The sequence below is a fragment of the Rufibacter latericius genome (genome assembly GCF_003721515.1).
GTDB classification, from domain to species: domain Bacteria; phylum Bacteroidota; class Bacteroidia; order Cytophagales; family Hymenobacteraceae; genus Nibribacter; species Nibribacter latericius.
The window spans coordinates 176,417-202,969 of record NZ_RJJD01000003.1 but is presented as its reverse complement, the minus strand read 5'-3'; the positions used below and the strand labels follow the sequence as shown (position 1 = coordinate 202,969).

The following is a 26,553-nucleotide window of genomic DNA, read 5'->3' as shown; positions in this document are numbered from 1 at the left end:
CTAGTTCGATAAGATTTTATTTCGATAGTTTGCTCTAAAATTAGTAAAACTTGACTCTAAATCAGAAAAGGTGGTGTCAACAAATGTGAATTTCCCTTTTTTAATGTCGTGCTCCAGTTCTTGGGCAAGGGTAGATACAGAGTCAAGGCCCAAGGTGGAGGCTGTCCCCTTGATTTGATGCAGTGTACTTAAAATACTCTCATAATGTTGTGCGTCCACTTCTTTTTTGGCTTCTTCCAATAATTCAGAGGTTTCTTCCTCAAAATCAACGTACAACTGCAGGGCAAACTCGTCTCCGCCTATGCTTCTGAGTTGCTCTACCACGCTCATATCCAGCGCAAAGTCGGCACTTTCAGGCACCGTATTTAGATCAGAAATATTTTCATCTGGTTGGGTTTCTGCGGGTACTCCGTTGCCCAGCCATTTCATAATCCGGTCATGCAGGTCTGCAATCTTAACCGGTTTAGAGATATAATCGTCCAGTCCTTTGTTCAGAAACTTCTCTGCATCATCTTTCATGGAGTATGCCGTCATGGCCACAATAGGCGGACAATCAACCCCTAAAAGCTTTTTAAGCTCGTGCGTAGCGGTGACTCCGTCCATCTCGGGCATCTGAATGTCCATGAAGATGAGGTCGTAGGTTTTATTGGTGGCTTTCTCAATAGCCTCATAGCCATTAGAAGCAACGTCAGCGTGGCAACCCATTCGTTCCAGAAGTTTTAACGCTACTTTCTGGTTTATTTGGTTGTCATCTACCAGGAGCAATACCGGCTCGGGATCAAAGGTGCCCACTTCTTCCAGTTCCTTGGATAGCTGGAGCTGCTCATGGATCTGGTTGATGTTCTCAGCTTCCTGGCATTTGATGGTAAACCAGAACGTACTTCCTTTCCCGGCCTGAGACTCTACGCCAATCTCACCGCCCAATAGTTCGCTTAGTTGTTTAGAGATTGCCAGCCCCAGCCCGGTTCCTCCGAAGGTTTTAGAAGAGGAGTTATCCAACTGAGTAAAATTGGTGAAAAGTAACTGTATATCTTCTTCACTGATGCCAATTCCAGAGTCTTTCACCCGGAATATGAGTTTATGCGCCTCGCCCTCTCCGCTCACTCTGCTCACTTCTACCCGCACGCTGCCTTCGTTGGTGAACTTGATGGCGTTTGAGGTCAGATTTGATAAAACCTGCAGTAAACGGGTTTCATCGGTGACGATGTACCGCGGGGTATCCTCTGAGATGTCAAAGGTGAAAGTGAGGTCTTTCTGAACGGCGCGGTTGGCAAACAGGGCATGAATTCTCTCCAAGGAGTTATAAAGATCAATACCGCCTAAATTCAACTGCAGTTTACCCGCCTGTATCTTAGAAAGGTCCAGAATGTCATTCAGGATCTCCAGCAAGGCATCTGAGGACTTCCGCAGGGTGTCTATGTAGTCCATCTGCTCCTCGTTGTTAGCCGTATGATGCAACACGTCAATCATGCCAATGATCCCGTTCATAGGGGTCCTTAATTCATGGCTCATGTTGGCCAGGAACTGGTTTTTCACCTGCAAGGAATTCTCGGCTACTTCTTTCGCCCTGATCAACTCGCGTTGGGTGTCTTTCAGTTCAGTGATGTCGCGGCAAACACCTTCAATGGCCACGGGTTCCTGATCAGCGTTCAGAATGAGGCGGGAGTTGATTAACACCTCAATTTCCTGTTTCTGAGGCGTTAGAAGGGCAGTCTCGAAGTTCCTGACGCTTTTCTGCTCAAAGAGCATACGCAGCAATTCGTCCCTATCCCCTGGATGGGCATAGAGTTCGTTAGCGTTCATGCGCATGGCCTCGTCTGGGGTGTACCCCAACACCTCTTGCATGGAAGGGCTGATCAGCTGGAACTGGCCCTGCATGTCTGTTTTGTAGTACAAATCCTGAAAAGACTCAAAAATCTGCCGGAACTTCTCTTCATTCACGGCCAACGAAAGCTGTGAGATCTTCTTCTCGGTGATATCCAAGGCAATGGCCGATACGTCTTCAAAGCTGCCGTCTTCCAGGTAAATAGGGTTCAGCAACACTTCGCGCCAGAAATTGGTCCCGTTGGGATGATGCAACTCCACCTCAAACTGCTGCGGCTGGCCGGTAAATGCCCTTTCATAAGCCTCCTTTATCAACCGGAAGTACTCCTGGGAAACAATGGAACTCACCACCTGGCTCAGTTTATTGCCTACTGCCGGTGCATTCCCTGACCATGATTGGATTTCACTGGAGAAATTTTGGTTATAGGAAGTTAACTGGTATTGCCGGTTGATGGACCACATCAAATGGGTGCCGCTTTCAAAAATGGCCTTCAGGCGGGCGTTCTGGATGTTGATCTGCTCCTCGTTTCTTTTCCGCTCAATAGCCAGGGCTACCTGGTTGGAGATAAAGTGAAGAATCTCAATATCTGTCTGCACGTAGGCCTCGGGGTTCTTGTAGTCGCGTACGGCAATTACCCCAATGATGCGTTCACCAATGGAAAGAGGGGAGGAGAGCATCACCTCCGGCACTACCCCGTTCACCTCAATCTTACCGTTGTTCACCAATTCCATGAAATCGGCTTTGGAGGCATACAGAGGTTTGCCGGTTTTGATGATGTACTCGGTCATGCCCAGCGAGAAAGGCCGAGGTGCTGCCGGCACATTCGAGAGCTGGTCTACATAGTACACGAAGTTGATAAGGTCTTTCTCCTCGTCAAACAGGGCGATGTAGAAGTTGTGCGTCTCAATAATCTTGCTGAGTTCCCGGTGAATGGCGCTGTACAAAGACGGCAAATCTTTGGAGCTGATAGCCAGGTTAGCGATACTGTAATATACCTTCTGCAGGCGCTCAGCCTTGATCCGGTCAGTAATGTCGTGGAGGATGGCGCGGGTGGCAATGGGTTTGCCGTCTTGCCAGCTGCAGTTGATACTGCCAATCAAGTGAATCGGCTTGCCGCTTTTGGTCAGGAAAACCGTTTCTATTTTATTTACATCCTCGCCCTTGTACAGGTTGCGGAGCTGGTAAATGAGCTTGGCCTTATAATAGGGGTGCACAATGTCATTGAGGGTAAGGTTCTCAATATCGAAATCATTGTACCCCAGCTTCTCTTTCCAGGCGCGGTTAACGAAGATGAATTTATTGTCGGTGGAGATGTTCTGGATTAAGTCATGGGCATTGTCAAAGAGGTCCTGGAGCCGGATTTTGTTGTCCTTCAGGGCTTCCATGGCAATCCGCTTGTCAGTCATGTCTTTCCCTACGGCGGTAATGCCTACCACTTTGCCTTCCACGTCCATCTCGAACATGATGTTCCAGCGCAGGATCTTCACCGATTGCGATTTGGTGATCAGGTCCCACTCATAATAGCTGCGCAAGGTCTGGTTTTGCAGCGCCTTCCGGATTTCCTGGATTCTGGTAGCTCTTTCCTTCTCTGGAACGAACAACTCATAATAATTCTGCCCGATGACTTCTTCACGCTTATAGCCCGTGTACTGCAGGAAATAATCGTTCACGTACACCACCCGCAGATCCAGGTCCATGCTCACGTAAGCCAAGTTTACCTGACTCAGGAAAGAGCGGAACTGGTGCATGGATTCGCGTAGTACCTCCTGCCGACGGATCAAAGCCTGGGCTTCTTTGCGGGAAGTGATGTCGCGCACAATACACTGGACAAAACTCACGCCCTCCAGCATAATGGCACTGAAACTGATTTCACTGTCCAGAATGGTGCCGTCAGATTTCTCAATGCGCCACTCCAGGCTACGGGGCTGTCCGTCGTGTAAGGTGCTTTCAATCAGGTGCAGCGATTTCTCTACCGAAGAGGAATGGTCTGCCTGTAAACCCGGGGAGAAATCAGCCAATCGTTTACCGATGATGTTCTGTTTGTCACAGTCCAGGAGAACCGTGGCCTGGAAGTTACAGTCAGCTATCTGGGTATGGTTAAGCAGGAAGATGGAGTCGTTGGAAGACTCAAACAGGGTCTTGTATTTCCCCTCTGAGTAATGCAACTCCTGCCGCAGTTCAAACCTGGAAAGGTAGGAACTGACTTCGAAGCCTAAATGATTGATGAACTCCGTGAGGCTAGTAGTCATGTTCATGGCATCATCTATCAGCAGGATGATGGTGGCCAGGTACTGTTTGTCTGTGCTGATGGGCATAGCCAGTACCTCCCGTTTATTGAAAAGGTGCTGAAAGTTGCGCGAAATACTTAACAGCGACCGGTTCTTGTTTTTATTCTCCAGCTGGCTTAAAAAATCAGGATTCAGGGCCAGCACGCTTTTATCTTTTAACAGGGATGTCTGGTCTCCCTTGCAGGAAATCAGCTGCACCAGTCGGGTGGAAGGTTGGAACACAAACACACCGCCTCCGCAGATGTTGGGATGGGAAACCAGCTCATGGAGCACCCTTGTAAGAATGTCATCCGCGGTTTTCAGGTTGTTGAGCAGGGGAAGGAGCTTGGCCATGAATTCCTGCTGTTCCTGTCGTTGCCGACCGCCTTCTGAGGTTCCGCGGGAATCTTCCATGGGTTTGGCTGTGCCCAGAATCACATCCTGACCGAAGTATTTACCACACCTGAAGGACAGCCAAAGCGGGAAATGGGTACCGTCACTACTCTTAAACCACCAGTCGAACCGCTGGGTTTTGCCCTCACAAGCCTGCAAAATCCTTTTCCGAAAAGCGATCCTTTCAGAGGGATTTAAGTCAAATGCCTCAAAAACGCTCTTGCCCACCAGTTGCTGCTTTTCTACCTGTATTAAGCCCGCTGTTTCTTTGTTCATGTCAATGAACAGACCCTTTTTATCCAGGATAAACAAAGGCTCGGTGCTTTCCTCAAAAATAGTGCGGTAGCTGGATTCTGTAGCGAACATGTCCCCGGCAGGCATCACCTCGGCCGAGGCCGCCCGCACGGCAATGTACAACAGTTCAAATCCGTCCTGGTGCACCAGGCTGGATTTGAAGTACAGCAAGTTGGTATCCAGAATCTTGACTTTGGGCTGAAAGAAACCGCTTAAGTTCTTGCGGGAACGCAGCAGGCGCACGTTGCGGTCAAAGTCATGGCTCTGCTTCTCGTCCAACATTTCCTTGATGTTCATTTCCTCGGGAATGTCCTCCCCTTTGAAAATGGCCTCTTTTGCCTGTTGGTTCGTGGCCAGCAGGGTGCCATCAGTAGTGCACACAAACATGTATTTCCGGCTACCGCTCACATGCTCCGCAAAGTCAATCAACTGCGATGCTGCGGCTTTTTGGGCTGTCCTGTTTACTGCTGTGGTGCTCTGTGTCATCTGCTTAGGTCTGCTTTACAAGTAGCTGATTTCCTTTTGAAGGTACTTGGCGGGAAAACAGCTATTTTAGCAAAAATAACCGAAAAATTGGTTTTTTTACATAGAAGGCACCCGCAACCTTGAATATCCCTGAATATGGTTAAATCCATTGTTTTCACGGTCACCACCGATCTTACCCATGACCAACGAATGCAGCGGATTGCCTCCTCTCTGACTCAAGCCGGGTATGACGTGACCTTGGTTGGCCGAAAGGTGCCCACTTCTTCTGATTTGCCGAAGAGGCCTTTCCAGCAACACCTTTTTAAGTGTCTTTTCCTGAAAGGACCCTTGTTTTACCTGGAGTTTAACCTGCGCCTGGTCTTCTGGTTTTTAAGGCATCGGTTTGATATCTACGGGGTAGTAGACGCTGATACCGCCCTCGCTGGGCTGCTAACCGTTACCTGGCGCCGGAAGCCCCTGGTGTTTGATGCCCATGAACTTTTCCCAGAAATGCCGGAGGTAGTTAACCGTCCCTTGGTGAAGGGTTTTTGGGCAGTTTTAGAGAAAATGGCCTTTAAACGGGCCTCGCTCGCCTATACCGTCAGTGCCTCCCTGGTAACCTACTTTCAGGAGAAATACCAACGACCCGTGCACCTGATCCGGAACATGCCTCTTCGCCAGTTTGCCTTGCCCGTGCCGCAAACTTCCCCTTATTTTATCTACCAGGGGGCTCTGAACGTGGGCCGGGGACTGGAAGTAACCCTGCAAGCCATGCAACAGGTACCCGCGAGGTTAGTCATCTGTGGCGAGGGGCCGTTAAGGCCTCAACTTGAAGCCCTTTCCCTTGAGTTAGGTTTACAAGACAAAGTCACTTTCAAGGGAAACCTGGCTCCGGATGCATTGGCTGAGGTTACGTCCCGGGCCTTGGCTGGCGTCATGCTGCTGGAAAATCAAGGATTAAGTTACTTCTACTCGCTGGCCAATAAGTTCTTTGACTACGTGCAGGGCGGCATCCCGCAGGTTTGCGTACCCTTTCCCGAGTACCAGCAGTTAAATGCTCTCCATGAAGTAGCCCTTTTCGCAAATACGCAGGTAGAGGAAGTACGGGCTGCGCTATTAACTTTGCTGCACGACCAGGAAACCTACCAACGGTTAAGGCAAAACTGCCTGCGTGCCCGCGAGGAGTGGAACTGGCAGACCGAAAAGCAACACCTTGTTGACCTATACGCCGGAATTCAATGAAGCAGCCCCGATTTTTAATTGTAGTGGTGGGCCCCACCGCTGTAGGTAAAACTGATTTCTGCGTCCAATTAGCCCAGCATTTCCAAACCGAGATATTGTCCATGGACTCCCGGCAGTTCTTCCGCGAATTAAGCATCGGGACCGCGAAACCCAGCCCAGAGGAGCAGGGAGGCGTTGTCCATCATTTTATTGATTCCCACTCCATTTTGGAGGAATATAATGCCGGGGCCTTTGAAGAAGATGCCTTGCATTTGCTGCAGAAGCTGTTTCTAGAGCATCAGGTGGTCATCGCCACGGGCGGATCTGGACTTTACGTTCGGGCACTGTGTGAAGGACTGGATGCCATGCCCGAGATCTTGCCCGGCATCCGGGAAGAACTGACTCAAAGATTGGAGCGGGAAGGCTTACCGGTTCTGGTGCAACAACTTCAGGAACTAGACCCCGAATACGCAATTCAAGTTGATGTGCAGAATCCCCAGCGGGTAATACGGGCGTTGGAGGTTTGCCTGAGTAGTGGACAGCCGTATTCTTCCTTCCGGGTTAAAAGCGGAGAACGGGAGCGGGACTTTCATATCCTCAAGATCGGGCTGAACCGTGACCGGCAGGAACTCTACGATCGCGTTGACCAACGCATGGACTTGATGCTGGAGCAGGGGCTTTTGGAGGAAGTGGAAAGCATGTTACTTTATCGGCAGCACCAGGCGCTACAAACCGTTGGATACACCGAGTTGTTTGACTACCTGGACGGCGCTTATCCTTATGAGGAAGCCGTCAGGTTACTCAAGCGCAACAGCCGCCGCTACGCCAAACGCCAGCTCACCTGGTTTACCCGCGACCCGGAGATCAAGTGGTTTCATCCCAGCCAGTTTACCCAAGTTCTGGCGTACGTCCAGAGTGAGATTTCAAGATTAGGGTAAGATTGAAAACAAAAGCTGCGGTTGTTTCAAGGCCTTTTTAGTAAAAGTTACCTTAAAACAACCGCAGCTTTACCTTGAAGGGGCTGCCGATTAATGGTTTATTTAGAGTAAAAAGGGGGCAGGGGATTTAGCTTGGTGTTCTGCCGTTGGTGCCAATAAGGGTAAATAGGCGGGGCTTCGCTGGCTTTGTCCAACCGCTTGACTTGCTCTTGGGTGAGGTTCCAGCCAACGGCGCCTAGGTTTTGTCTGAGCTGTTCCTCGTTTCTGGCGCCAATGATGATGCTGGAGACCGTGGGGCGCTGAAGTAACCAATTCAGCGAAATCTGGGCTACCGTTTTGCCGGTCTCTTCGGCAATCTGATCTAGCACCTCAATGATGGTATAGAACTGTTCTTCGTTGATGACCGCCTCTGGTACGGGGCTGCCGCCTTGCGCCACCCGGCTGTCTTGCGGCAGAGGCTGGCCCCTCCGGTATTTTCCGCCTAAGCGCCCGGCTGCCAGCGGTGACCAGATGATGGCACCTACATTTTGATCAAGGCCCATGGGCATCAGTTCCCATTCGTACTCGCGGTTCGTGAGGGAATAATACACTTGATGCGCAACATAGCGGTTCCAGCCGTATTTCTCAGAAACGGCCAAGGATTTCATGAGGTGCCACCCGGAAAAATTGGAAGCTGCAATGTAGCGCACCTTGCCGCTTTGCACCAGATCGTCGAGGGTTCGCAGGGTTTCCTCCACGGGCGTGTTCCCATCGAAACCGTGCATGTGGTAAATATCAATGTAGTCGGTATTGAGGCGTTTAAGGCTGCCTTCCACCTGGCGCATGAGATGGAAACGGTTAGAGCCTTGGTTATTGGGACCCTCTCCGAAGGGGAAAGTGCCTTTGGTGGAGATCAGGACATCGGGTCTACGGCTTTCCAGGGCTTTCCCGAGAATCTCCTCAGACATCCCCTGGGAGTAAATATCGGCGGTGTCAAAGAAGTTAACGCCGGCCTCCAGGCAGAGGTCTACCATGCGGCTGGCTTCGGCTACTTGTGTGTTGCCCCAGGCTTTGAAGAAATCGCCGGTGCCCCCAAAGGTGGCTGTCCCGAAACTGAGCACCGGTACCCGCAACCCAGATGCACCCAAAAGTCTGTATTCCATATCAGTTGGTTTGAGATGAATGCTTAAAAACGGCATTCGCCCAGATTGGGTTTGTAAAAGGCGGGAAGGGAGAGCCCCCTGATTTTAAAAGGAGAAAAGTCAACTTCTTTTATTTGCTAGTTTATGGAAGCTGATGCCGAACGGCTTAAAAACAGAAATGCGTTTTGAAACCGTTTCCTTAGAATCGGGGCCAAAACGCCTTTCTGAATGGTTCTGAGGTGTGGGCTACACGCTCAATACTTGCACTAACTTCAGGAAGCTCTCGCTGATTGGCTTTTTCTTGGTAATGGTGTCTATGAAAGGAGTATACACCAGCTCGCCGTTCATGACGCCTACCATCTCGTTGGAGCGACCGGCAATGAGGCCTTCTACGGCGGCCATGCCCATCTGGCTGCTCAGCAGGCGATCGGCGGCGGTGGGAGTACCTCCGCGCTGCACATGCCCGATGATGGTCACCTTGGCATCCATCTGGGGCAAGGCTTGCTTTACCTTGGCGGCAATTTCAGTCGCTCCGCCTTCTTCGTCTCCCTCGGCCACGATAATGATGAACGAGGTTTTGGAGCGCCGCCAGCCTTGCTGCAGGGTTTCAATCACTTCAGACATAGAGGTGATGGTCTCAGGGATCATCACCATCTCGGCCCCGCCGCCAATGGCGCAAGGCAAGGCAATGTAGCCTGAGTCGCGGCCCATCACTTCCACAAAGAACACGCGTTCGTGGCTGTCGGCGGTGTCTCTGATTTTGTCAATGGCGTCAAGGGCGGTGTTCACTGCGGTGTCATACCCAATGGTGTAGTCGGTGCCGAACAGGTCATTGTCAATGGTGCCGGGGCAGCCGATGATGGGAATGCCGTATTCCTCAAAAAAGATCTTGGCGCCGGTGAAAGTACCGTTCCCGCCGATGGCCACAATGCCTTCGATCCCGAATTTGGAGATCTGCTCAAATGCTCTCTTTCTGCCCTCAGGGGTTTGAAACTCAAGGCACCGTGCCGATTTAAGGATGGTGCCGCCTTTTTGGATAATATTGCTCACGGAATGGGAGAACAGCCGGTAGATCTCTCCTTGGATCATTCCGTTGTAGCCTCTTCCAATTCCGTATACTTCTAACTTATGGTAAACTGCCGTCCGCACAACGGCGCGGATACAAGCATTCATGCCTGGTGCATCTCCTCCAGACGTAAAAACAGCTATTTTCTTCATCTTTACTTCTAAAACGAGCCGCAAAGTAAGGCATTACCCAAGAAAACTCAAGCTTTTTGGTGAGTCAACTACCAAAAACTAAAATACGCCCTTCGTTTTGCGACCAGTGATTTGTAAGCTTTTTCTTCTTACTGTACGATTAAAAGACCGGAATAGAAAAATTTAAATACTTTTTGCGCAATGGTGCAGCAATTTTTTCTAAAAGTGCGTAGATTATAAGGTGAAATTCGGATTGCGCAACATTTGTGCAAAAGGCGTGCAACCACCCGAAAAAATCTTCCACCATCAATCATCTAACCTATGTTTTCAATTTTTGAGAGTGAAGAAACAAAACGGCTTAAGAGCCATATTGTTAATCTAGGGGCGTTGGCAAAGATTGATGGGCACATAGATTCGGCGGAGATGGAGCATATCATCGCCATTGGCGAACGAAAGGGCATGCGGGCGCAGGATGTGCGGGCGCTGCTGGCCAACTGCGGAAACGTAAAGCTTACCATGCCCAATAATGACATCGACCGCTTTGACCAGGTGTATGACCTAGTGGAGATGATGCTGGCCGACGGAATTGTAGACGACAGTGAGATGGATTTCTGTATTGACATCGCCACCAAAATGGGTTTCCGGAAGGCAGTGGTGGGCGTGCTGGTCAAGAAGATCACTACCGGGGTGAAAGACGGACTCTCCCGCGAGGAAATCAAGAACGAAGCCATTCATTTCCTGGAGCTCCAGTAAGGACCCCTTCTTTTAGTCTCCTGTCTCTAGTTTATTGAATTTCCCTTTCTCCCAAAAGTACGTAGCCGTGTAGTTTTCGGCACCCACTGAGATTCCATCGTGCGGTATTCTTACGCCCTTTTTGCGGGTGGCGTAATCATAATACGTTGCGGTGTCAGGGGCCAGCCTTAAGTAGTGGATGCTCCTTTTTTTTTCTTCTATATCATACAAGCGGTCCCGTACCAGCACAAACTCCTGGAACTCATTATCTGCCTTTTTCAGGAAAGCATACACAAAAGCCGAATCCCGTTCCAAGAGTTGAACGGCGTAATCCACTTTTTTGTCACCGTTGAAATCTGCCTGTAGGTAATAAGGTCCCTGCTCTTCCTTGGGAATGCGCTGCACATCAAAGGTACTAAGCACGGGCAGTTGCCATAACCCATGGGTGCGGTCCAGGTGCACCTCTAACTCGGCAGGAAGCTGTTGCTTTACATCCTGGGGCAGGGTTGTGGTGGCGGTGCCGTCAATTGGGGTATCGGTAACCGAATCAGCTACCTGGTCAAGGGAAGCGGTGTCTTGGGCAATGGGTTCAGTAGAAAGCGTTTCCTGGGCTTTTTCGGGAGAACAGCCCCAAAACAGCAGCAGAGTGACAGAAAGCAAAAAAGAACGGTTCATGCGAAAAGGAAGTGTTGCCTTCTCTTTACGCATGAACCGTTCTTCTGGCTACCTGGGCCAGTTCTGTTTAGAGCCTATTTTAGCAAAAAGAGGCTTTAAGCTTCTTTCAGGGGCCAGAAAATAGGCACCATAATCAGGATGATGATGACCAGCAAAAGGGTGAGGCCAGAGCCAATCTTCAGGAAATCTTTGAACGAGTATTTGCCCGGTCCATACACCAGAATACACGAGGGCTCAAACGGTGTCACCAACGAGACGGAAGCAGAAAGCATTATGGCAATAGCGAAACTACGCGGACTTGCACCTAGCTGTATAGCCGTCTGGATCGCCACGGGCAGCACCACCAACGCCGCCGCCGCATTGGACATGGGTTGGGTCAGGAAAACCGTCAAAATGACAAACCCAGCCAGAATTACGATGATCCCGAAGGGTTCCAGCAAGCCTACAATGGTATTAGCCAGGAACTTATCGGCACCGGTGTTTTCCATGGCCATCCCGAAGGCGGTCATCCCCCCGATCAGAATAAGCAGGCGCCAGTCAATTACCTGGTAGGCCCTGTCGGTGGAGATGCACTTAAACAGAACGCTCAGCACCGCTGCACCCAGGAAACAGATAGAAAGGGGCAACAGATTAAAGCTGCCCAATATAATAGCCAATAAAAAGAAGGAGAGAGTCAATATTCCCTTGCGCTTCTTGAACAAGATAGGAGTGAACTCATCCAGAACAGCCAAGTGCTGGTGGCTTTTCAGGTACTCCAAACGATCCGCCGATCCTTGTACCAGAAGCATATCGCCTAGTTGCAGTTGCACATCGCCAATCTTGGTCCTGATGGTTTCGCCCTGCCGTGATACTGCCAACACCACTAGCCCATACCTCCGGAGAAACTCAATCTGTTTGATGTTGTTCTGCAGAAGCTCTGATTTTCCCGTGATCAGGATCTCCGCCAACCGGATATCGCCTCCTACTAGGTCGTCTTCCACAATGACATCGGCCAGAATCTGAATTCCCTTGGTTTCTTTCACCTTAATCAGGTCTTCAATTTCGCCCTCCACCAGCAACACATCATTTGTTTTAATGCGGGTTCGGTAATCTGGCAGGAAATTCTCTTTGCTCCGGATGATGTTCAGAATCCTGAAACCCATTTTGGAGAGATCAGAGGTAAAGGCCACCTGACCGATCAAAGGAGAATCCTCCTGGACAATGATCTCGGTAAGGTAGGTTTTGATGTTGTACCGGCTGGTCAACCCTTGGGTAGTGGTGTTGGGCAGCATGCGCTTGCCAATGGTCATCATATAGGCAATGCCCACCAAAAAGATGACAAGGCCAACCCCGCTGAATTCAAAGAACCCGAAGGGCTCGTAGCCGGCTTTGCTCATGTATCCGCTGACGGCCACGTTGGTGGAGGTGCCTATAAGCGTACAGGTCCCGCCCAGAATAGAGGCATAGGCCAACGGCATCAGGAATTTGGAACTGCTGGCCCGCATTTTCTTAGCCACACCCACCACTGGTGTCACAAAGAGGGCCGTCACGGTAGTGTTGTTCATGAAAGCCGAAACCAGCCCCGGAAAAAACATGATGAAAAACAGCAGGGTATTAGGCCGATGGCCGGCATGCCGCATCAACCAGGTTACCAGGAAATCCAGAATACCCGTGTCTTCCAGCGCTGACCCGATCACGAATATGGAAGCCAGAATGATGATAAAATCACTACTGAAACCGGCGAAGGCCTCGGCGGGGGTAATGATCTGGAAGCTGGTTAAGACAATCAGCAGAATGAGAGTGACCACGTCTACAGAGAGTTTCTCTGAGGCGAACAGGGCAACGGCAGCCAAAAGTAAAAAAAGAACTAAGGCTATCTCCATGAGGGCTGCACAAGGTTAAACAGAAAGGTTTGGTATAAAAAGTCAGGTAAGGCAAAGTTGAAAACTTAGCTTAAACTAATTCGTGTCTTGTACTCAAACAGGATGTAAAAGGTTCAGGATTAAAAGAAGGATGATTTGATCTGATTTCTTCGAAAACATGCTATAAACGGACTTCCGGAGATATAGCCGCCAGTATAATGTCACAGGCCTCGTCAATCTCGGGGAAGGTGATGGTGAGGGGAGGGGCAATGCGCATGGACTTGTCACAGAACAAAAACCAGTCAGTGAGCGCACCTTTCAGAATGGCGTTGTCAATGATGGGTTTCAAGATTTCAAAAGACTCAAACTCTACGGCCATCATCAAGCCCAGGTTCCTGATTTCCCGAATTGCCGGATGTACCAGCCGTTCTTTGAACCGAGCCGCCTTGGCTGCAACCTGCGGCAGCAAGCCCTCTTCCAGAATCACCTGTAACGTAGCCAGCGAGGCCGCGCAGGAAACCGGGTGTCCGCCAAAGGTGGTGATGTGCCCCAGCATAGGATCGTTCTTCAGGGAATGCATGATTTCCTGGCGGGAGATAAACGCCCCGATTGGCATTCCGCCGCCCATGCCTTTGGCGCAGGTAAGAATATCAGGCACAACCCCAAACTGCTCAAACGCCCAGAAGGTACCGGTCCGGCCAAAACCGCTCTGAATCTCATCCAGAATCAGCAACGCACCTACTTCCTGGCACCGTGCCCGCAAAGCCTGCATATACTCCACCGAAGGTACCCGAACCCCAGCCTCTCCCTGCACTGTTTCCAAAATGACCGCCGCCGTACGGGATGTGATCTGCGCCAAGTCTTCCATTTGGTTATGGCGAATATGCCGAACATCGGGCAGAAGCGGACGGAACGCCTGCTTAAAGCTTTCTGATCCGTTCAAGGACAAAGCTCCCTGAGTAGACCCGTGGTATGCATTCGTAAAAGCCACCAACTCGGTACGGCTCGTGAAGCGCTTCGCCAACTTACAGGCACCCTCCACCGCCTCGCTCCCCGAAGAAACAAAGTACACATTGTCCAACCCGGCTGGGAGCGTTTCGGCCAACGCATGCGCCAGCTGAGCCGGAGGCGCCTGCACGATTTCTCCATATACCATTAGGTGCAAGTACTTGTCTAACTGCTCCTGAATGGCCTGCAATACCCTTGGATGCCGATGCCCCACATTACTTACCCCAATGCCCGAGATCAGATCCAAGTAGCGTTCACCATTGGGGCCATGCATGTAAACCCCCTCAGCCCGCTCCACTTCTAAAAGCAACGGAAAATCAGTGGTTTGGGCCTGGTGTTTCAAAAAAAGCTGACGCGGAGAGAGCATGGCAATTCAATTTAGTTTCAAGCAAAGATACGAAGAAGTAAATAGGGCTATTCTTCCTGTCGAGAATGGTTAATTGTTGCAGGTATGGGTTTTGTTTAAGAGCAAATTTCTGGAAAGTAGTTATTAAACACATTTTGCCTACCATGAGAAGGATGGAAGAAGAGTGGGGATGCAGGTTTAGAAATAGGATTGGTGAGAGCAAACCTTTTTGTGGCCATCGCATCACTGATTTGCAAACTTCAGATCAAGGTAGGTCCAAGTCTCAGACTTGAACCATGAAAAAAAGATCAGCAGAAAAAATCATCTCCCTACACACTTCAAAAGGGGACATGCGCTTGGTAAGCAGTAAGGAGGTCGTTGGTGAGAACACCAAAAACGGCGGGCACAGTGGTAGCTTCTGGACTAATAAGAAAGAAAGAGGCCCTAAATAAGACCACTCCAGAAAATCAATTATTGGATCTCAGTTTTACAGCTCATTTCCAAAAAATATCCTTAAAACAAAAAAAAGGGAGACTTTCGCCCCCTTCTCTCCACTAAAACCAACTCTTTATTTACTGGCGGTCTGAAGCCGTTCCAGCAGAAGTTTCGTGAATTCCCGCTCAGCCCGGTAAAATTGTGCCAATTGGCGCGGGCTTACAATGCGCAGGTACTTGTCCATATATTCTTTATCCAAATCCAGTTCGCGCTGGCGGAAGTTCAGGCGGGCTTCTAAACCGGCCTGGATCTGGGCATCGGTGTAGTTGTTCAGGTTCTCTTCCCGCAGGGAACGGCTTTTTTGGCGAAGTTCGCTTCTCCGGCGGTCATGCTCCTGGTACAAAGGCCAGAAACGCTGGGCCTGATCTCCGGAAAGGTTTACTTTGTCGGTGATGAACGCAATCTTGGCGGTTTCAATCTTCTCAATTCTGGCTTTGCGTTCCTCAGGGGTTTCCTTTTTCTGACCCTGGGCCAGGGCAACGGAACCCCAAAGCATCAGAAACAGAAACAATACGTTTGAAAACTTCATTCTTATACAATTAACGGTAGTCATACTCTTCTTCCAACAGCTCCTTTGCCTGTTCCTCACTTAAGTCGGTGCGGCGCACATCCAAGAATTCCAGCGACGGATTCGGCTTCACGGCGGGCACTTCGGCCAGGTCCGCGGTTTCCAGTTCTTCATGGGTCACCAGGTACTGGTAAATATCTCTTTGCGAGATCTGGGCCATTTCCATGTTCGCCGAAAAATCAGGGGAAAAGTACTGGGTGGCTAGGAAAGACAAAGCAAATACTACGCCCAAAGAAGCGCCTGCCAAGGCCGTCCTGAACTGCCAGAACCAGGACACCGGCGAAGCAGATCGTGCCTGGGCAAAGGCCGTCCGCTGCATGATGCGCGTGGGCAGGGCATCGAAATAATGCTCCGGTACGGTAAAGCCCGGGTCTTTGGGTAAATCTGCCATATCAAACTCCTTTTTCCTTTCCATCTGATTCTTAGATGTGTTTAGTGCCGAGTGGTTTAATCTTTCTTTAAATATTCTTCAATTTTTTTCACAGCGATGTGATAGGAGGCCTTGAGGGCGCCCACCGAAGTACCCAGAATCTCAGAGATTTCCTCGTACTTCATCTCATCAAAGTATTTCATGTTGAAGACCAGCCGTTGCTTGTCGGGCAGACGCAGAAGTGCCTTCTGGAGTTTCAACTGGATCTCGTCGCCGGAGAGCGCGTCTGTAGAATCAAGCTTCTCAGAGAGCTCCGCAGCCACGTCGTGGATGGGCAGAAAAAAACGTTTCTTTTTAGCGCTCAGGAAGTTGAGGCACTCGTTGGTGGCAATGCGGTAGATCCAGGTATAGAGCTGAGAATCTTTCCGAAAATTTTCCAAATGGGTCCAGACCTTCACAAAAACCTCCTGGGTCAGGTCATCGGCATCGTCATGGTCAATCACCATTTTGCGCACATGCCAATAGACCTTCTGCTGGTACTTGCGCACCAGTTGGTTGAAGGCCAGGTTCCGGGAATCGGGGTGCTGGAATTTCTCAAGAATCTCTTTGTCTTCCAAGGGAAGTGGATTGTTCGTGTTGGGTACTAGTCTTTAGATAGGAGTAGAGGTGTCGTCAAATTCTGGGTCGGTTATGGAAAGAAAAAGAACTTCCGTTTTGAGCCCGTTTTACGTAAATCGGGCTCAAAACGGAAGCATATTAAATAGCTAAAGATTAGAAAACGAACAATGTCCCTATTTACGGGCGATTACGCGCTGCACGGCGGCCACAATGCTCTGTTCGTTGAGGCCGTACTTCTCCATGAGTTCCTCTGGGGTTCCACTCTCCCCGAAAGAGTCATCCACGCCCACCAGTTCCAGCGGAAGGGGCAGGTTCTGGGCCAGCAAACGAGCCACCGATTCGCCCAGGCCGCCGTTGAACTGGTGCTCCTCGGCGGTCACCACGCAGCGGGTTTTGCTCACCGATGCCAGAATAGACTCCGTGTCTAATGGTTTGATGGTGTGGATGTTGATGATCTCGGCATCGATGCCCTGTTGGGCCAGCAGTTTACCTGCAAGTATAGCTTTCCAAACCAAGTGACCCGTGGCAATAATGGTTACGTCAGTGCCTTCGTTCAACATCACCGCTTTCCCGATTTCGAATTTCTGATCAGCAGGGGTGAAGTTAGGCACCACCGGACGGCCGAAACGCAGGTACACCGGGCCTTCGTAGGCGGCAATGGCAATGGTAGCGGCTTTGGTCTGGTTGAAGTCACAGGGGTTGATGACGGTCATGTGCGGCAACATTTTCATCATGCCGATGTCCTCCAGAATCTGGTGGGTAGCCCCGTCCTCACCCAGGGTCAAGCCCGCGTGCGAAGCGCAGATCTTTACGTTCTTACCCGAGTATGCCACACTTTGCCGGATCTGGTCATACACCCGGCCGGTAGAGAAGTTGGCGAACGTGCCGGTGAACGGAATTTTGCCCCCAATGGTCATACCCGCCGCCAAGCCAATCATGTTGGCCTCGGCAATGCCTACCTGGAAAAAGCGCTCGGGGAATTCCTTAATGAAATCACCCATTTTAAGGGAGCCCACCAGGTCGGCACAAAGGGCCACCACGTTAGGGTTGGTACGACCTAGTTCCAGCAAACCGGCCCCAAAACCGGAGCGTGTATCTTTAGATTCTGAGTAAGGGAAGTCCTTCATCTTAGTTGAAAAGTTTTATCGTAGTCGTTAAATTCGATTTAATGCTGAAATTCTTCACATCGGTGAATTTGCTGCCCTTCGCAGACTTAATCCGGTACACCAAACGGTAGTTGCCGGGTTGCAAAGGTACGCTTATTTTACTGCTGCCTTCGGGCAGGTTCCAGATCCAGTCCTGGGTTCCGTCATTGTTCAACAGGTACAGGCTTCCGTAGCCCTGCAGGTCCTGGGTGATGTTAAGCGAGCCGGGGGGCGCAAAAGTAACTTCCGTGGCCTGGCCCTGCCGAATGGTCACTGTCTTTTTAATGCGGGGCAGCGTCAGAAGCTCCACTTCATACGAACCGGTAAGGTATTTCTGTTGGCTGGGGAATCGCTGGGTCTGTAGCAGGTTTTGGTCGCCTTTTGCCCGCACCAGGGCCGTCACATAGCCATAGGAGGTTGGGGCATCTTGCCGCAGGTACAGGTAGCCTTGGGGAGCCTTCACTTTAAAAACATTGTGCCTTCCCGGCTTTATATCCAGGTTGCGTACCTTCACCGCCGGAATGGTGTTCACCACCAAGTCATAAGAAAGCAAGGCGTCAATCTCCAGTTCATCGGGTTTGCCCGCATTATCCAGGTAATGGACATAATTGTACTCGGGTTGGTCTGTGACGCTGTTCAGGAACGTCAGGTTCACGTTGGTTTCCACAGAGCGACCTCCTTCATCGGTCAATTCCACGGAAACCGTGGTTTTCTTCAGGGTGATGTTGATGACGTTTTCCAACACCTTTTGGAAGGTCTTGATGTCTGAGGCGTTGTAATACTGCCCCATGCACCCAAACTGCTGCGCATACCCCGGGTCGTCACCCAAACCAATGATGAAGGGCTTAAGGAAAACCCGCTTTTTCTGCAAGGCCAGGGAAGTGGCACAAGGGTCACCGCCGCAGCTTTCCAACCCATCGGTGATGATAACGATAACGTTTCGGGAGTTGGGGTCCTGCGGAAAATCATTCGCCGATTGTTCCAAAGAATAGGTGATAGGCGTATTTCCTTTGGGCGTGATCTGCTGCAGCTTTTTTTTGATGTTGCCCGCATTGTGGGCGGCAAACGGAACCTCCAGCTTGGTGTCTTTGCAGTTCTTGAGGTTGACCGGCGTCTGGTGCCCGTACACCCGCAAGGCGATCTCTAAGTTGGCATAGGAATCCAAGGAGTCTACCATGCGGGTGAGCATGGTTTTAGCCACTGCCCAGCGCTGGCTGGTTTCCCATTTGGCTTGCATAGATCCCGAGGCATCCAGCAGAAACAAAAGGCGGGTTTTTTTGGGCGGCGGCGCGGGCCTGTTTTGCGCGGTGGCAGGCAAAGCCAGCAAACCTCCTAACAGAAGGCAGATCAGCCACAAACAAACAGACCGCATCAGTTTCATTCCGCAGAAAAAACGGCAGGCACCCGAAGGCACCTGCCTGCTCTTTATTAATAATCGTTGAGGGTTTCCTTGAGTTGAACCAGGGCCTGCTCCAACTGCGCATCATTGGGCGCTACGCCATGCCATTTGTGGGAGCCCATCATGAAGTCCACACCGTAGCCCATCTGGGTATTCATAAGGATACAGATGGGAACACCTTGGCCAGTTAAGGCTTTGGCTTCGTCCAGAACGGGTAGCAGTTGCGCAAAGTCGTTGCCATTCTCGCAGTGCAGCACTTTCCAGCCGAAAGCCTCAAACTTGGCGCGCAAGTTGCCCAAACTCATCACGGCATCCACCGGACCATCAATCTGCTGACCGTTGTAGTCTACGGTCCAGATGAAGTTGTCTACTTTGTGGTGGGCGGCGTACATGGCGGCTTCCCAGATTTGGCCTTCCTCCAGTTCGCCGTCGCCGGTGAGCACGTACACCAATTTATCATCGCCGTTCAGTTTTTTCACCTGCGCCGCGCCAATGGCAACCGACGGACCCTGGCCTAAAGAACCAGATGCAATCCGGATGCCCGGTAAATGCTCCTCGGTGGCGGGGTGGCCTTGCAAACGAGAATTCAACTTACGGAACGTAGCCAATTCTTCGGGGTCAAAATACCCGGCGCGAGCCAGGGTGCTGTACCAAACCGGAGAGATGTGGCCGTTTGACAAAAAGAACAGGTCCTCGCCGATGCCGTTCATGTCAAACTCGGGCTTGTGGGTCATCTGCCGGAAGTACAGCGAAACCAGGAATTCGGTGCAGCCAAGGGAGCCGCCCGGGTGCCCCGAGTTCACGGCATGTACCATGCGCACAATGTCGCGGCGTACCTGGTGCGCCACGTTCAGCAGTTGATCCGCGTCGTAGTTGAATGGGTTCATATGATTCCTAAGGTGAGGTAATGGGTTGAAATTCTGAAAGGAAATTTGCGTCAACTCTGCTTCTGGCTCGTTTTCCTGAAAGAAGGCCAGAAACACAAAGGGGCCGCCTTCCCCTTTACGGAAAAAGCGGCCCCTTGCTTTTATTTCAGGAGTTGCGCCGTATGGTTCTTGGTATCTACTTTGGTGATGATGTCTTCGATGGTGCCTTCTTCATCTATCACGAAGGTGTAGCGCATGGTGCCCATGTACTTGCGGCCGTACATGTTTTTCTCTTGCCATACCCCGTACTTCTCCACGATCTCGTGCTCGGTATCGGCTAACAGAGGAAAAGGCAGATCAAACTTCTGGATGAATTTCTGGTGCGATTTCTCATCGTCTACGCTCACCCCCAACACCACGAAGCCTTTGGCCAGCAACGCATCATAGTTGTCGCGCAAGTTACAAGCCTGGGCCGTACAGCCGGGAGTATCGTCTTTGGGGTAGAAGTAGAGCACCACTTTCTTTCCCCTGAAGTCACCCATTTTCACCGGCAATCCGTTCTGGTCTTTCACCTCGAAATCTGGGGCCGCATCACCTATCTGTAGCATGCTTTTTAATTGTTAATTGTTAGTTGTTGATTGTTAATTGCTGGAGCTATCTATTATACCCGTTTTAGGCCTGATTTTAGGAAAACTGCCTTGAAACAGTTTACAAATCTATGAGATGGTTGAATTACCCTCCCAGACTAAATAAACAATCAACAATATTAAATCTTGGTAGTGTAAACGGCTTCGTTGCCCATGGCATCTTTCACGCGCAAAACCACCTCTCCGGCCAAAGGTACAGTTTTATCTAATTTCTCTGAGGTGAGCGTGGAGTTTTTGTGCTCCCATTTCAGGAGAAGCCATTGGCCGTTCACTTCACAGGACCAGGACGCAATCCCCGACAAATTATCCCAGATCCTGAAGCTGATTTGGTTAGCCGATTTGCTCGTTAATTTGATGGTGGGCGCGACAGTATCCGTTAAGACTTTGAACTTGCCCAGGTCTTTTGCGCTGAAGGTGATGGCGTCTCCGTTCCAGGTTCCGCCCAGGAAGCCGGCTCCTTTGCCCCAGCCCAATGCGTACACAGCCGCCTTGGTTTTGTCTACTGGAAGTTTCGAAGGACGAAGGGTTACTTTAGCCGGTTGAAAGAGTGTGGTCAACGGATTGTTGATGCTGAAGACATCCTGCGCATCACGGCTGGCTTGAAGGATCAAGGTGTCATACAGCGAGTTCTTTCCGAAGGTAATGTCCATAAACCGGTTAGAGTACAGGTACTCGGTGCCCGGCGGTACCAGGTGGCTGAAGGGGAACCGAACGCGCGTACCCGCTACCTCAGCGGAGTCTGGCAAGCCACCGATCATATTATATAGGTACACCGATCCTGCTTTGGTGGTGTACGAGGGGATGACTGCATATTTGTAGTTCCCCATGTACAAGTCCAGGTTACGGGGTGCTTTGGCCGTATCTGCGACCGTGACTTTCAGGATACTCTCTACTACCTCATGCCCAATTTTAGGAGTAGAAACCACCGGGGTACCTAGGGCTTTGTAGGCACTACTTTCCCCTTTGATATGGAAACGCAGCTGGGATACGTTTTTGTAGGAATCCGAGAGATCAACTAAGACTTCGTAGACTTTGCCTTCCTCAATCCGGAAGCGGCCGCGGGTTTGGTCTACCTCATAAATGGGCAAAGTATTGCCATCCACTACGTACAGCCGCTGGAACGCACGGTTCTTAAGTTTAATAACCGGATAGTTGATGTGCGCCGACACCTGCCGCTGCTTGTCAAAGGGAACACCGTCAATGGTATGCCGGTACACCGGTTCGCCGTTGATCTTGAGTTCCATGGCTTGCACGCCGTTGGTATTCGCTGCCCCGTTGTACTGGTCAATGGCTTGAATCTCCAGCCCCAGCAAGCCCGCAGCCGAGATGGTATCCCGAATGGAGTAGATGTTGCCTTCCTTAACAGGGGTAAACTCGCGGCGCAGGAATTCGCCGTTCACCCGGGCATCCAGGCTTTGAGGATTCAGGGCGAAGTTGTAAACGGTAGGCGGGATATGGTCTATGATCTCGGTGAAGCCGTAGCGCAATGGGTTAAGCAGGTTGTCCTTGGCATCTCGTACCTCAAAGTGCAGGTGCGGTCCGCCCGAGCCCCCGGTGTTCCCTGAGTAAGCAATGATGTCGCCTTTCTTCACCGGAAACTGGGCCTCATTGAAGAACGCATCCACATCAAACGCTTTTTTCTGGTATTGCATACCCAGCATGTAGTCGGCCAGCGCCGGGGCAAAGTGGTGCAAGTGTGCGTACGTGGTCACCAGTCCGTTCGGGTGGGTCACATAGATCAGGTACCCGTACCCGTAGCTGGAAACCTTCACGCGCGAGATATAGCCATCGCCGGCAGCGTACACGGGCAAGCCAATTTTGCCCTCGGTCTTAATGTCAATTCCCCCGTGGAAGTGGTTGGGCCTGATCTCGCCCATGCTCCCCGAAAGGAAGTTCTGGGTGCCGGGTTTAATGGGAAAGGTAAACGGGTTGGCAGCGAAAGGAGCTACAGGAGCCGAAGCCGGCGCCGGGGCCTGCCCTAGGGCAGCCCCGCTACTTCCCACCAGAAAAGCTACTACAAGTGAGCGGAATCTATTTAACTTCAAAATTCAATAGGTTTTTGTCTTCGATAAACGCCTCAAGTCGGTCTCCTATTTTAACGGGGCCAACGCCTGCCGGAGTACCGGTGAAGATAAGGTCGCCTTTCTTTAGCGTGATAAATCGGGACATATACGCCAGAATCGCGCCAAAGTCATGGATCATCATGCCAGAATTTCCCTGTTGCTTCAGCTCGCCGTTCAGTTTCAACCCGAAATTAATGTTATCAAAGGCGGCGAATTCTTCAACCGGTAAAAAGTCTGAGATGGGGGCAGAGCCGTTGAAGCCTTTTGCCAGCGTCCATGGCAAACCCTTAGTTTTAGCCTTAGTTTGCAAATCCCGGGCGGTAAAATCAATGCCTATGCCAATGCCATCGAAATACTTACTGGCGAACTTTGGCTGGATGTTCTTGCCTTCTTTGCTGATGCGCAGCACCAGTTCTACCTCGTAATGGATATCAGTGCTGTAGTCAGGGAAGTAGAAGGGTTCGTTGTTGCGCAGAACGGCGGTGTCGGGTTTGAAAAAGATCACGGGTTCATCGGGTACCTCGTTTTTCAGCTCAGCAATATGTTCAGCGTAGTTACGACCTATGGCAAGTATTTTCATGGCTAAATTTTTGTTTTCAAAGATAGGACTTTCTCGTGCTCGCCTCAAGCTTGGCAAAAAGAGATAGGCAAAAATAAAATTGGCATGGAATTGTATAGAGGATACTTAATAGATTTGCGCCCGGATTCTGGAGAGCTCAACACTTTGTCTTCGAATCTCCGTATAGGTCATCGTTCCTAGACAGAGGCAGTGCCGCGGCAGGATCTAAATTGTATTACTCTTAACCTATCTATGAAAATGAGCATGTTTAGAAATGCACTCCTCACATTGGCGGTTCTGCTGATGGTAGGGTGTACCACCGTTCCCATCACCGGCCGTCGGCAATTATCGTTGGTGGGTGACCAAGAGGTGATCCAGATGTCTTTCCAGGCCTATAGTGACCTGATGAAGCAAAGCAAACTCTCCACCAACGCCACCCAGACCGCTATGGTGAAACGGGTAGGTCAGCGAATCCAACAGGCCGTGGAAAGCTTTATGCGGCAGCAAGGTGCCTCTGCGCAGCTGGAGGGCTACCAGTGGGAGTTCAACCTGATCCAGGACGACAAACAACAAAACGCCTTCGCCATGGCAGGTGGTAAAACCGCAGTTTACACTGGGCTGCTTCCGATCACGCAAAACGAAACCGGTTTAGCCGTGGTTATGGGCCATGAGATTGCTCACGCCATTGCCAAGCACTCCAATGAGCGCATCAGCCAGCAGTTGGCCGCTGAGTTCGGGGGAGCAACTTTAGGATCTTTAGGCGGAGGCGCTTCATCCCAGGTGATTAATACTGCTTATGGTATCGGTGCCGGCGTAGGTCTGATGAAGTTCGGGCGTACCCAGGAATCAGAGGCCGACCGCTTAGGCTTGATCTTTATGTCCATGGCCGGTTACAACCCTGAGTCTGCTGTTTCTTTCTGGGAGCGTATGGCCGCCGCCAGCAACGGTCAGTCAACACCAGAGTTCCTGAGTACGCACCCTTCCAACGAAACCCGTATCGCGGATATCCAGAAGAACATGCCTGAGGCCAAAAAATACTACAAAGCACGCTAAGCCATGAAAGCCAGAACCAAATGGTTTATCTTCAGCGCTGTCCTGATAGCGCTCTTGTTGAAGTCTGACAAAGCAAGGTAGGATCCCTTTGATACTCCTTAACAGAAAGGCCTCTTTCATATGAAAGAGGCCTTTCTGTTTATTGGCAGTTTTTAGAAAATGGCTTTTAAAGGATTTTTAAAGCCTCATAAGCTGATTCTGATCACAGCTTCAAAGCTGTTTGCTGCAAAGCGCCTCTAAGCTTGATGCGAGTCAGCACCTTCTTGGTATACAACGGGAAATCGCCTTTCATCATCCAGTCATAGTAGCTGGGTTCTTTCTTGAGCACATCTACCACCGACACGTTTTTGTGTTTTCCAAAATTGAAGACTTCCACGCCGTTATTGTTAAACACAATTCGGCCAGCCAAATCTGCGGTTTTCTGGAAGGTGAATTTATGCAGGGCCTGCATATCGTTCTGTACGGGGAAAATTGCTTGGTCTTCGGCGCCCGGAAGAGGCACTTGCTCGTACTTTTCTACTTGAGCTTTCAGAATCTCGTAAGTGGCAATGTTATCTGCTTCTGCGCTGTGGGCGTTTTCTAAGGGCTTGTTGCAGTAGAACTTGTAGGCCGCCGAGAGCGTGCGCTGTTCCATCATATGGAAGATGCGGCACACGTCCACAATAGAGCGGTTCTCAATGTCAAAGTCTATGTCTACGCGCAAGAACTCCTCGGCGAGCAGGGGAATATCAAACTTGATGAGGTTGAAGCCACCCAGGTCACAGCCGCGCAAGAAATCATCCAGCCACCGCGCCAGCTTGGCGAAAGTAGGGCAGTCGGCCACGTCATCGTCGTAGATCTTGTGGATCATGCTGGACTCAATGGGAATAGGAATGGTGGGGTTGACGCGGGTGGTCTTGAGGATTTCCTCGCCATTGGGCATCACCTTCAACATACTGATTTCCACGATTCGGTCGCGGCAAATGTCCACTCCCGTGGTTTCCAGGTCAAAGAAGACGATGGGTTTGCGCAGATGTAATTTCATTGACGAGGTTTTAGGAAGCGGTAATGGTATCTGCCAACTGCTGCAAGTCCAGGTTCCCGAAGTTGCCGGACGTCATCATAAGCAGGTTTTTGTCTTTCCAGTTGTTGTTGAGCAGATACTCCTGCAGGGCCTGGTTATCGGTGTACACCTCGATTCCTTCATCGCCGAAAGCTGCCTTCAAATCCTGCGGGTCAAGTGGAGGCATGCGTTTGTGCTCCAGCGTTTTCGGGTTGAAGTAGACAATCTTCACATCCGGCGACAGGAAGGTGCCTTTGTATTGAGGCAGGAAGTCTTTGTTCAGGCTGCTGAAAGTGTGCAGTTCCAAGCAGGCAATAAGTTTTCTGTCCGGGAATTGTTTCTTCAGAGCCTCAGACGTGGCTTTCAGTTTAGACGGTGCGTGCGCGAAATCTTTGTAAACCAGCGTGTGCTCGTTTTCGCCTATTTTCTCTAAACGGCGGGCGGCTCCTTTGAAGGTAGCCAGAGCCTCATAGAAGGCTTGTCCTTTGATGCCGATTTGCTTGCAAACTTCCTTTGCGGCGCTGATGTTCCGCAGGTTGTGCTCCCCGAAAAGCTGGATTTCTACATCGTCCTTCTTGGTTTTAAGCACGGTTTTGCCACTTTTCTTTATTTTGTGCTCGTGGATGGTGTAGCCAATGTAGTTCACATCCGAGTTATTGGGCACGCACACTTCCTGCACCTGCTCATCGTCCTGGTTGTAAATGAGGGTACCGGCCTTGGGCGTCATGTCCACGAAAATTCGGAACTGCTCGCGGTAGTTTTCCTCCGTGGGGAACACGTTGATGTGGTCCCAGCTGATGCCGCTGATCACCCCGATGTGGTGGTGGTACTTATGAATCTTCGGCACGCGCTGGATAGGCGAGGACAGGTACTCATCACCTTCAATCACGATGATGGGAGCCTCCTCCGTGAGTTTCACCATCAGGTCAAAACCTTCCAGCTGGGCACCTACCGCGTAATCAAACTTGCGGTTGTGGTATTTGAGCACGTGCAGAATGACAGACGTGATAGACGTCTTGCCGTGGCTGCCCGCAATGACAATGCGCTGCTTGTTTTTGGACTGCTCGTAGATGAACTCAGGGAAAGAGAAAATAGGAATGTTGTGTTCCTGCGCGTAGAGCAGCTCGGGATTGTCCGGGCGGGCGTGCATACCCACAATCACGGCATCGGGGGTGGAATGAAGCTTTTCGGGGAACCAGCCTTCGGCTTCGGGGAGCAACCCTTCGGCGGCTAATCGGCCTTTGGCCGGTTCAAAAATCTCATCGTCTGAGCCTGTAACTTTCAGGCCTTTCCGGTGCAATGCCAGGGCGAGGTTATGCATAATGCTACCCCCAATGGCAATCATGTGAATGTGTTTATACGCCTCTGTACTCATGTAGTCTCAATCAAAGAGAGCAAATGTAGT

Annotated in this window: 21 protein-coding genes; 4 read left to right on the top strand and 17 right to left on the bottom strand. The window is 50.7% G+C overall.

What is annotated here, in order from left to right:
• Complete coding sequence (locus EFB08_RS06485) at window positions 1-5,265, bottom strand: PAS domain S-box protein (RefSeq protein ID WP_123126131.1); 5,265 nt, start codon at window positions 5,263-5,265, stop codon at window positions 1-3.
• 135 nt (window positions 5,266-5,400) lie between these two features.
• Between EFB08_RS06485 and EFB08_RS06480 the strand changes: the two genes are divergently transcribed.
• Together EFB08_RS06480 and miaA are read left to right on the top strand one after the other, a co-directional pair.
• Window positions 5,401-6,486 carry a glycosyltransferase gene (locus EFB08_RS06480; protein ID WP_123126130.1) on the top strand — a complete coding sequence of 362 codons (1,086 nt, stop codon included), beginning with the start codon at window positions 5,401-5,403 and terminating at the stop codon, window positions 6,484-6,486.
• Window positions 6,483-7,403 carry a tRNA (adenosine(37)-N6)-dimethylallyltransferase MiaA gene (miaA, locus tag EFB08_RS06475; protein WP_123126129.1) on the top strand — a complete coding sequence of 307 codons (921 nt, stop codon included), beginning with the start codon at window positions 6,483-6,485 and terminating at the stop codon, window positions 7,401-7,403. Before EFB08_RS06480 ends, miaA begins: the two co-directional genes overlap by 4 nt.
• A gap of 98 nt (window positions 7,404-7,501) precedes the next feature.
• On the opposite strand, the gene EFB08_RS06470 is transcribed toward miaA, so the two are convergent.
• Both EFB08_RS06470 and pfkA read right to left on the bottom strand, forming a co-directional pair.
• A complete protein-coding gene (locus EFB08_RS06470; RefSeq protein ID WP_123126128.1) occupies window positions 7,502-8,545 on the bottom strand; it encodes an aldo/keto reductase in 1,044 nt (347 codons plus the stop codon).
• 225 nt (window positions 8,546-8,770) lie between these two features.
• A complete protein-coding gene (gene pfkA, locus EFB08_RS06465) occupies window positions 8,771-9,742 on the bottom strand; it encodes a 6-phosphofructokinase (protein ID WP_123126127.1) in 972 nt (323 codons plus the stop codon).
• A gap of 366 nt (window positions 9,743-10,108) precedes the next feature.
• Between pfkA and EFB08_RS06460 the strand changes: the two genes are divergently transcribed.
• On the top strand, window positions 10,109-10,474 hold the full coding sequence (locus EFB08_RS06460) for a tellurite resistance TerB family protein (RefSeq protein ID WP_227006238.1): 366 nt from the start codon (window positions 10,109-10,111) through the stop codon (window positions 10,472-10,474).
• 12 nt (window positions 10,475-10,486) lie between these two features.
• Here the strand turns inward: EFB08_RS06460 and EFB08_RS06455 are convergent, their stop codons facing one another.
• The 12 genes from EFB08_RS06455 to EFB08_RS06400 form a co-directional block, all read right to left on the bottom strand.
• On the bottom strand, window positions 10,487-11,128 hold the full coding sequence (locus EFB08_RS06455) for a hypothetical protein (RefSeq protein WP_125077659.1): 642 nt from the start codon (window positions 11,126-11,128) through the stop codon (window positions 10,487-10,489).
• Between the two features lie 95 nt (window positions 11,129-11,223).
• Complete coding sequence (locus tag EFB08_RS06450) at window positions 11,224-12,990, bottom strand: SLC13 family permease (protein ID WP_123126124.1); 1,767 nt, start codon at window positions 12,988-12,990, stop codon at window positions 11,224-11,226.
• Window positions 12,991-13,150: 160 nt separating this feature from the next.
• Window positions 13,151-14,344, bottom strand: coding sequence for an aspartate aminotransferase family protein (locus EFB08_RS06445; RefSeq protein ID WP_123126123.1), 1,194 nt, complete (start codon window positions 14,342-14,344; stop codon window positions 13,151-13,153).
• A 547-nt stretch (window positions 14,345-14,891) separates the two neighbouring features.
• The gene (locus EFB08_RS06440) at window positions 14,892-15,347 is read right to left on the bottom strand and encodes a Spy/CpxP family protein refolding chaperone (protein WP_123126122.1); all 456 of its coding nucleotides are present in this window, start codon (window positions 15,345-15,347) and stop codon (window positions 14,892-14,894) included.
• A 10-nt stretch (window positions 15,348-15,357) separates the two neighbouring features.
• Window positions 15,358-15,777, bottom strand: a complete 420-nt coding sequence (locus EFB08_RS06435; RefSeq protein ID WP_125077658.1) for a hypothetical protein — start codon at window positions 15,775-15,777, stop codon at window positions 15,358-15,360.
• A gap of 56 nt (window positions 15,778-15,833) precedes the next feature.
• Entirely contained in the window at window positions 15,834-16,373 is a 540-nt protein-coding gene (locus tag EFB08_RS06430) for an RNA polymerase sigma factor (RefSeq protein ID WP_123126120.1), read from the bottom strand.
• 174 nt (window positions 16,374-16,547) lie between these two features.
• Window positions 16,548-17,501 carry a transketolase family protein gene (locus EFB08_RS06425; protein WP_123126119.1) on the bottom strand — a complete coding sequence of 318 codons (954 nt, stop codon included), beginning with the start codon at window positions 17,499-17,501 and terminating at the stop codon, window positions 16,548-16,550.
• Between the two features lies 1 nt (window position 17,502).
• Entirely contained in the window at window positions 17,503-18,891 is a 1,389-nt protein-coding gene (locus EFB08_RS06420; protein ID WP_123126118.1) for a vWA domain-containing protein, read from the bottom strand.
• Window positions 18,892-18,947: 56 nt separating this feature from the next.
• The gene (locus EFB08_RS06415) at window positions 18,948-19,805 is read right to left on the bottom strand and encodes a transketolase (RefSeq protein ID WP_123126403.1); all 858 of its coding nucleotides are present in this window, start codon (window positions 19,803-19,805) and stop codon (window positions 18,948-18,950) included.
• 140 nt (window positions 19,806-19,945) lie between these two features.
• A complete protein-coding gene (bcp, locus tag EFB08_RS06410) occupies window positions 19,946-20,392 on the bottom strand; it encodes a thioredoxin-dependent thiol peroxidase (protein WP_123126117.1) in 447 nt (148 codons plus the stop codon).
• A 158-nt stretch (window positions 20,393-20,550) separates the two neighbouring features.
• Window positions 20,551-22,476, bottom strand: coding sequence for a M23 family metallopeptidase (locus EFB08_RS06405; protein WP_123126116.1), 1,926 nt, complete (start codon window positions 22,474-22,476; stop codon window positions 20,551-20,553).
• Entirely contained in the window at window positions 22,463-23,074 is a 612-nt protein-coding gene (locus EFB08_RS06400; RefSeq protein ID WP_123126115.1) for a fumarylacetoacetate hydrolase family protein, read from the bottom strand. Before EFB08_RS06400 ends, EFB08_RS06405 begins: the two co-directional genes overlap by 14 nt.
• Window positions 23,075-23,311: 237 nt before the next feature.
• Between EFB08_RS06400 and EFB08_RS06395 the strand changes: the two genes are divergently transcribed.
• Window positions 23,312-24,106, top strand: a complete 795-nt coding sequence (locus EFB08_RS06395) for a M48 family metallopeptidase (protein ID WP_317125585.1) — start codon at window positions 23,312-23,314, stop codon at window positions 24,104-24,106.
• Window positions 24,107-24,308: 202 nt separating this feature from the next.
• Here the strand turns inward: EFB08_RS06395 and EFB08_RS06390 are convergent, their stop codons facing one another.
• Entirely contained in the window at window positions 24,309-25,130 is an 822-nt protein-coding gene (locus EFB08_RS06390; RefSeq protein WP_123126113.1) for a 3'-5' exonuclease, read from the bottom strand.
• Between the two features lie 10 nt (window positions 25,131-25,140).
• Entirely contained in the window at window positions 25,141-26,523 is a 1,383-nt protein-coding gene (locus tag EFB08_RS06385; RefSeq protein WP_123126112.1) for a UDP-N-acetylmuramate--L-alanine ligase, read from the bottom strand.
• Window positions 26,524-26,553: the final 30 nt, after the last annotated feature.

Bases quoted from the DNA above. Each gene is read 5' to 3' on its own strand.
- EFB08_RS06485 (WP_123126131.1), bottom strand. From the start codon at position 5,265: ATGACACAGAGCACCACAGCAGTAAACAGGACAGCCCAAAAAGCCGCA.
- EFB08_RS06480 (WP_123126130.1), top strand. From the start codon at position 5,401: ATGGTTAAATCCATTGTTTTCACGGTCACCACCGATCTTACCCATGAC.
- miaA (WP_123126129.1), top strand. From the start codon at position 6,483: ATGAAGCAGCCCCGATTTTTAATTGTAGTGGTGGGCCCCACCGCTGTA.
- EFB08_RS06470 (WP_123126128.1), bottom strand. From the start codon at position 8,545: ATGGAATACAGACTTTTGGGTGCATCTGGGTTGCGGGTACCGGTGCTC.
- pfkA (WP_123126127.1), bottom strand. From the start codon at position 9,742: ATGAAGAAAATAGCTGTTTTTACGTCTGGAGGAGATGCACCAGGCATG.
- EFB08_RS06455 (WP_125077659.1), bottom strand. From the start codon at position 11,128: ATGAACCGTTCTTTTTTGCTTTCTGTCACTCTGCTGCTGTTTTGGGGC.
- EFB08_RS06450 (WP_123126124.1), bottom strand. From the start codon at position 12,990: ATGGAGATAGCCTTAGTTCTTTTTTTACTTTTGGCTGCCGTTGCCCTG.
- EFB08_RS06445 (WP_123126123.1), bottom strand. From the start codon at position 14,344: ATGCTCTCTCCGCGTCAGCTTTTTTTGAAACACCAGGCCCAAACCACT.
- EFB08_RS06440 (WP_123126122.1), bottom strand. From the start codon at position 15,347: ATGAAGTTTTCAAACGTATTGTTTCTGTTTCTGATGCTTTGGGGTTCC.
- EFB08_RS06435 (WP_125077658.1), bottom strand. From the start codon at position 15,777: ATGGCAGATTTACCCAAAGACCCGGGCTTTACCGTACCGGAGCATTAT.
- EFB08_RS06425 (WP_123126119.1), bottom strand. From the start codon at position 17,501: ATGAAGGACTTCCCTTACTCAGAATCTAAAGATACACGCTCCGGTTTT.
- EFB08_RS06420 (WP_123126118.1), bottom strand. From the start codon at position 18,891: ATGCGGTCTGTTTGTTTGTGGCTGATCTGCCTTCTGTTAGGAGGTTTG.
- EFB08_RS06415 (WP_123126403.1), bottom strand. From the start codon at position 19,805: ATGAACCCATTCAACTACGACGCGGATCAACTGCTGAACGTGGCGCAC.
- bcp (WP_123126117.1), bottom strand. From the start codon at position 20,392: ATGCTACAGATAGGTGATGCGGCCCCAGATTTCGAGGTGAAAGACCAG.
- EFB08_RS06400 (WP_123126115.1), bottom strand. From the start codon at position 23,074: ATGAAAATACTTGCCATAGGTCGTAACTACGCTGAACATATTGCTGAG.
- EFB08_RS06395 (WP_317125585.1), top strand. From the start codon at position 23,312: ATGAGCATGTTTAGAAATGCACTCCTCACATTGGCGGTTCTGCTGATG.
- EFB08_RS06390 (WP_123126113.1), bottom strand. From the start codon at position 25,130: ATGAAATTACATCTGCGCAAACCCATCGTCTTCTTTGACCTGGAAACC.
- EFB08_RS06385 (WP_123126112.1), bottom strand. From the start codon at position 26,523: ATGAGTACAGAGGCGTATAAACACATTCACATGATTGCCATTGGGGGT.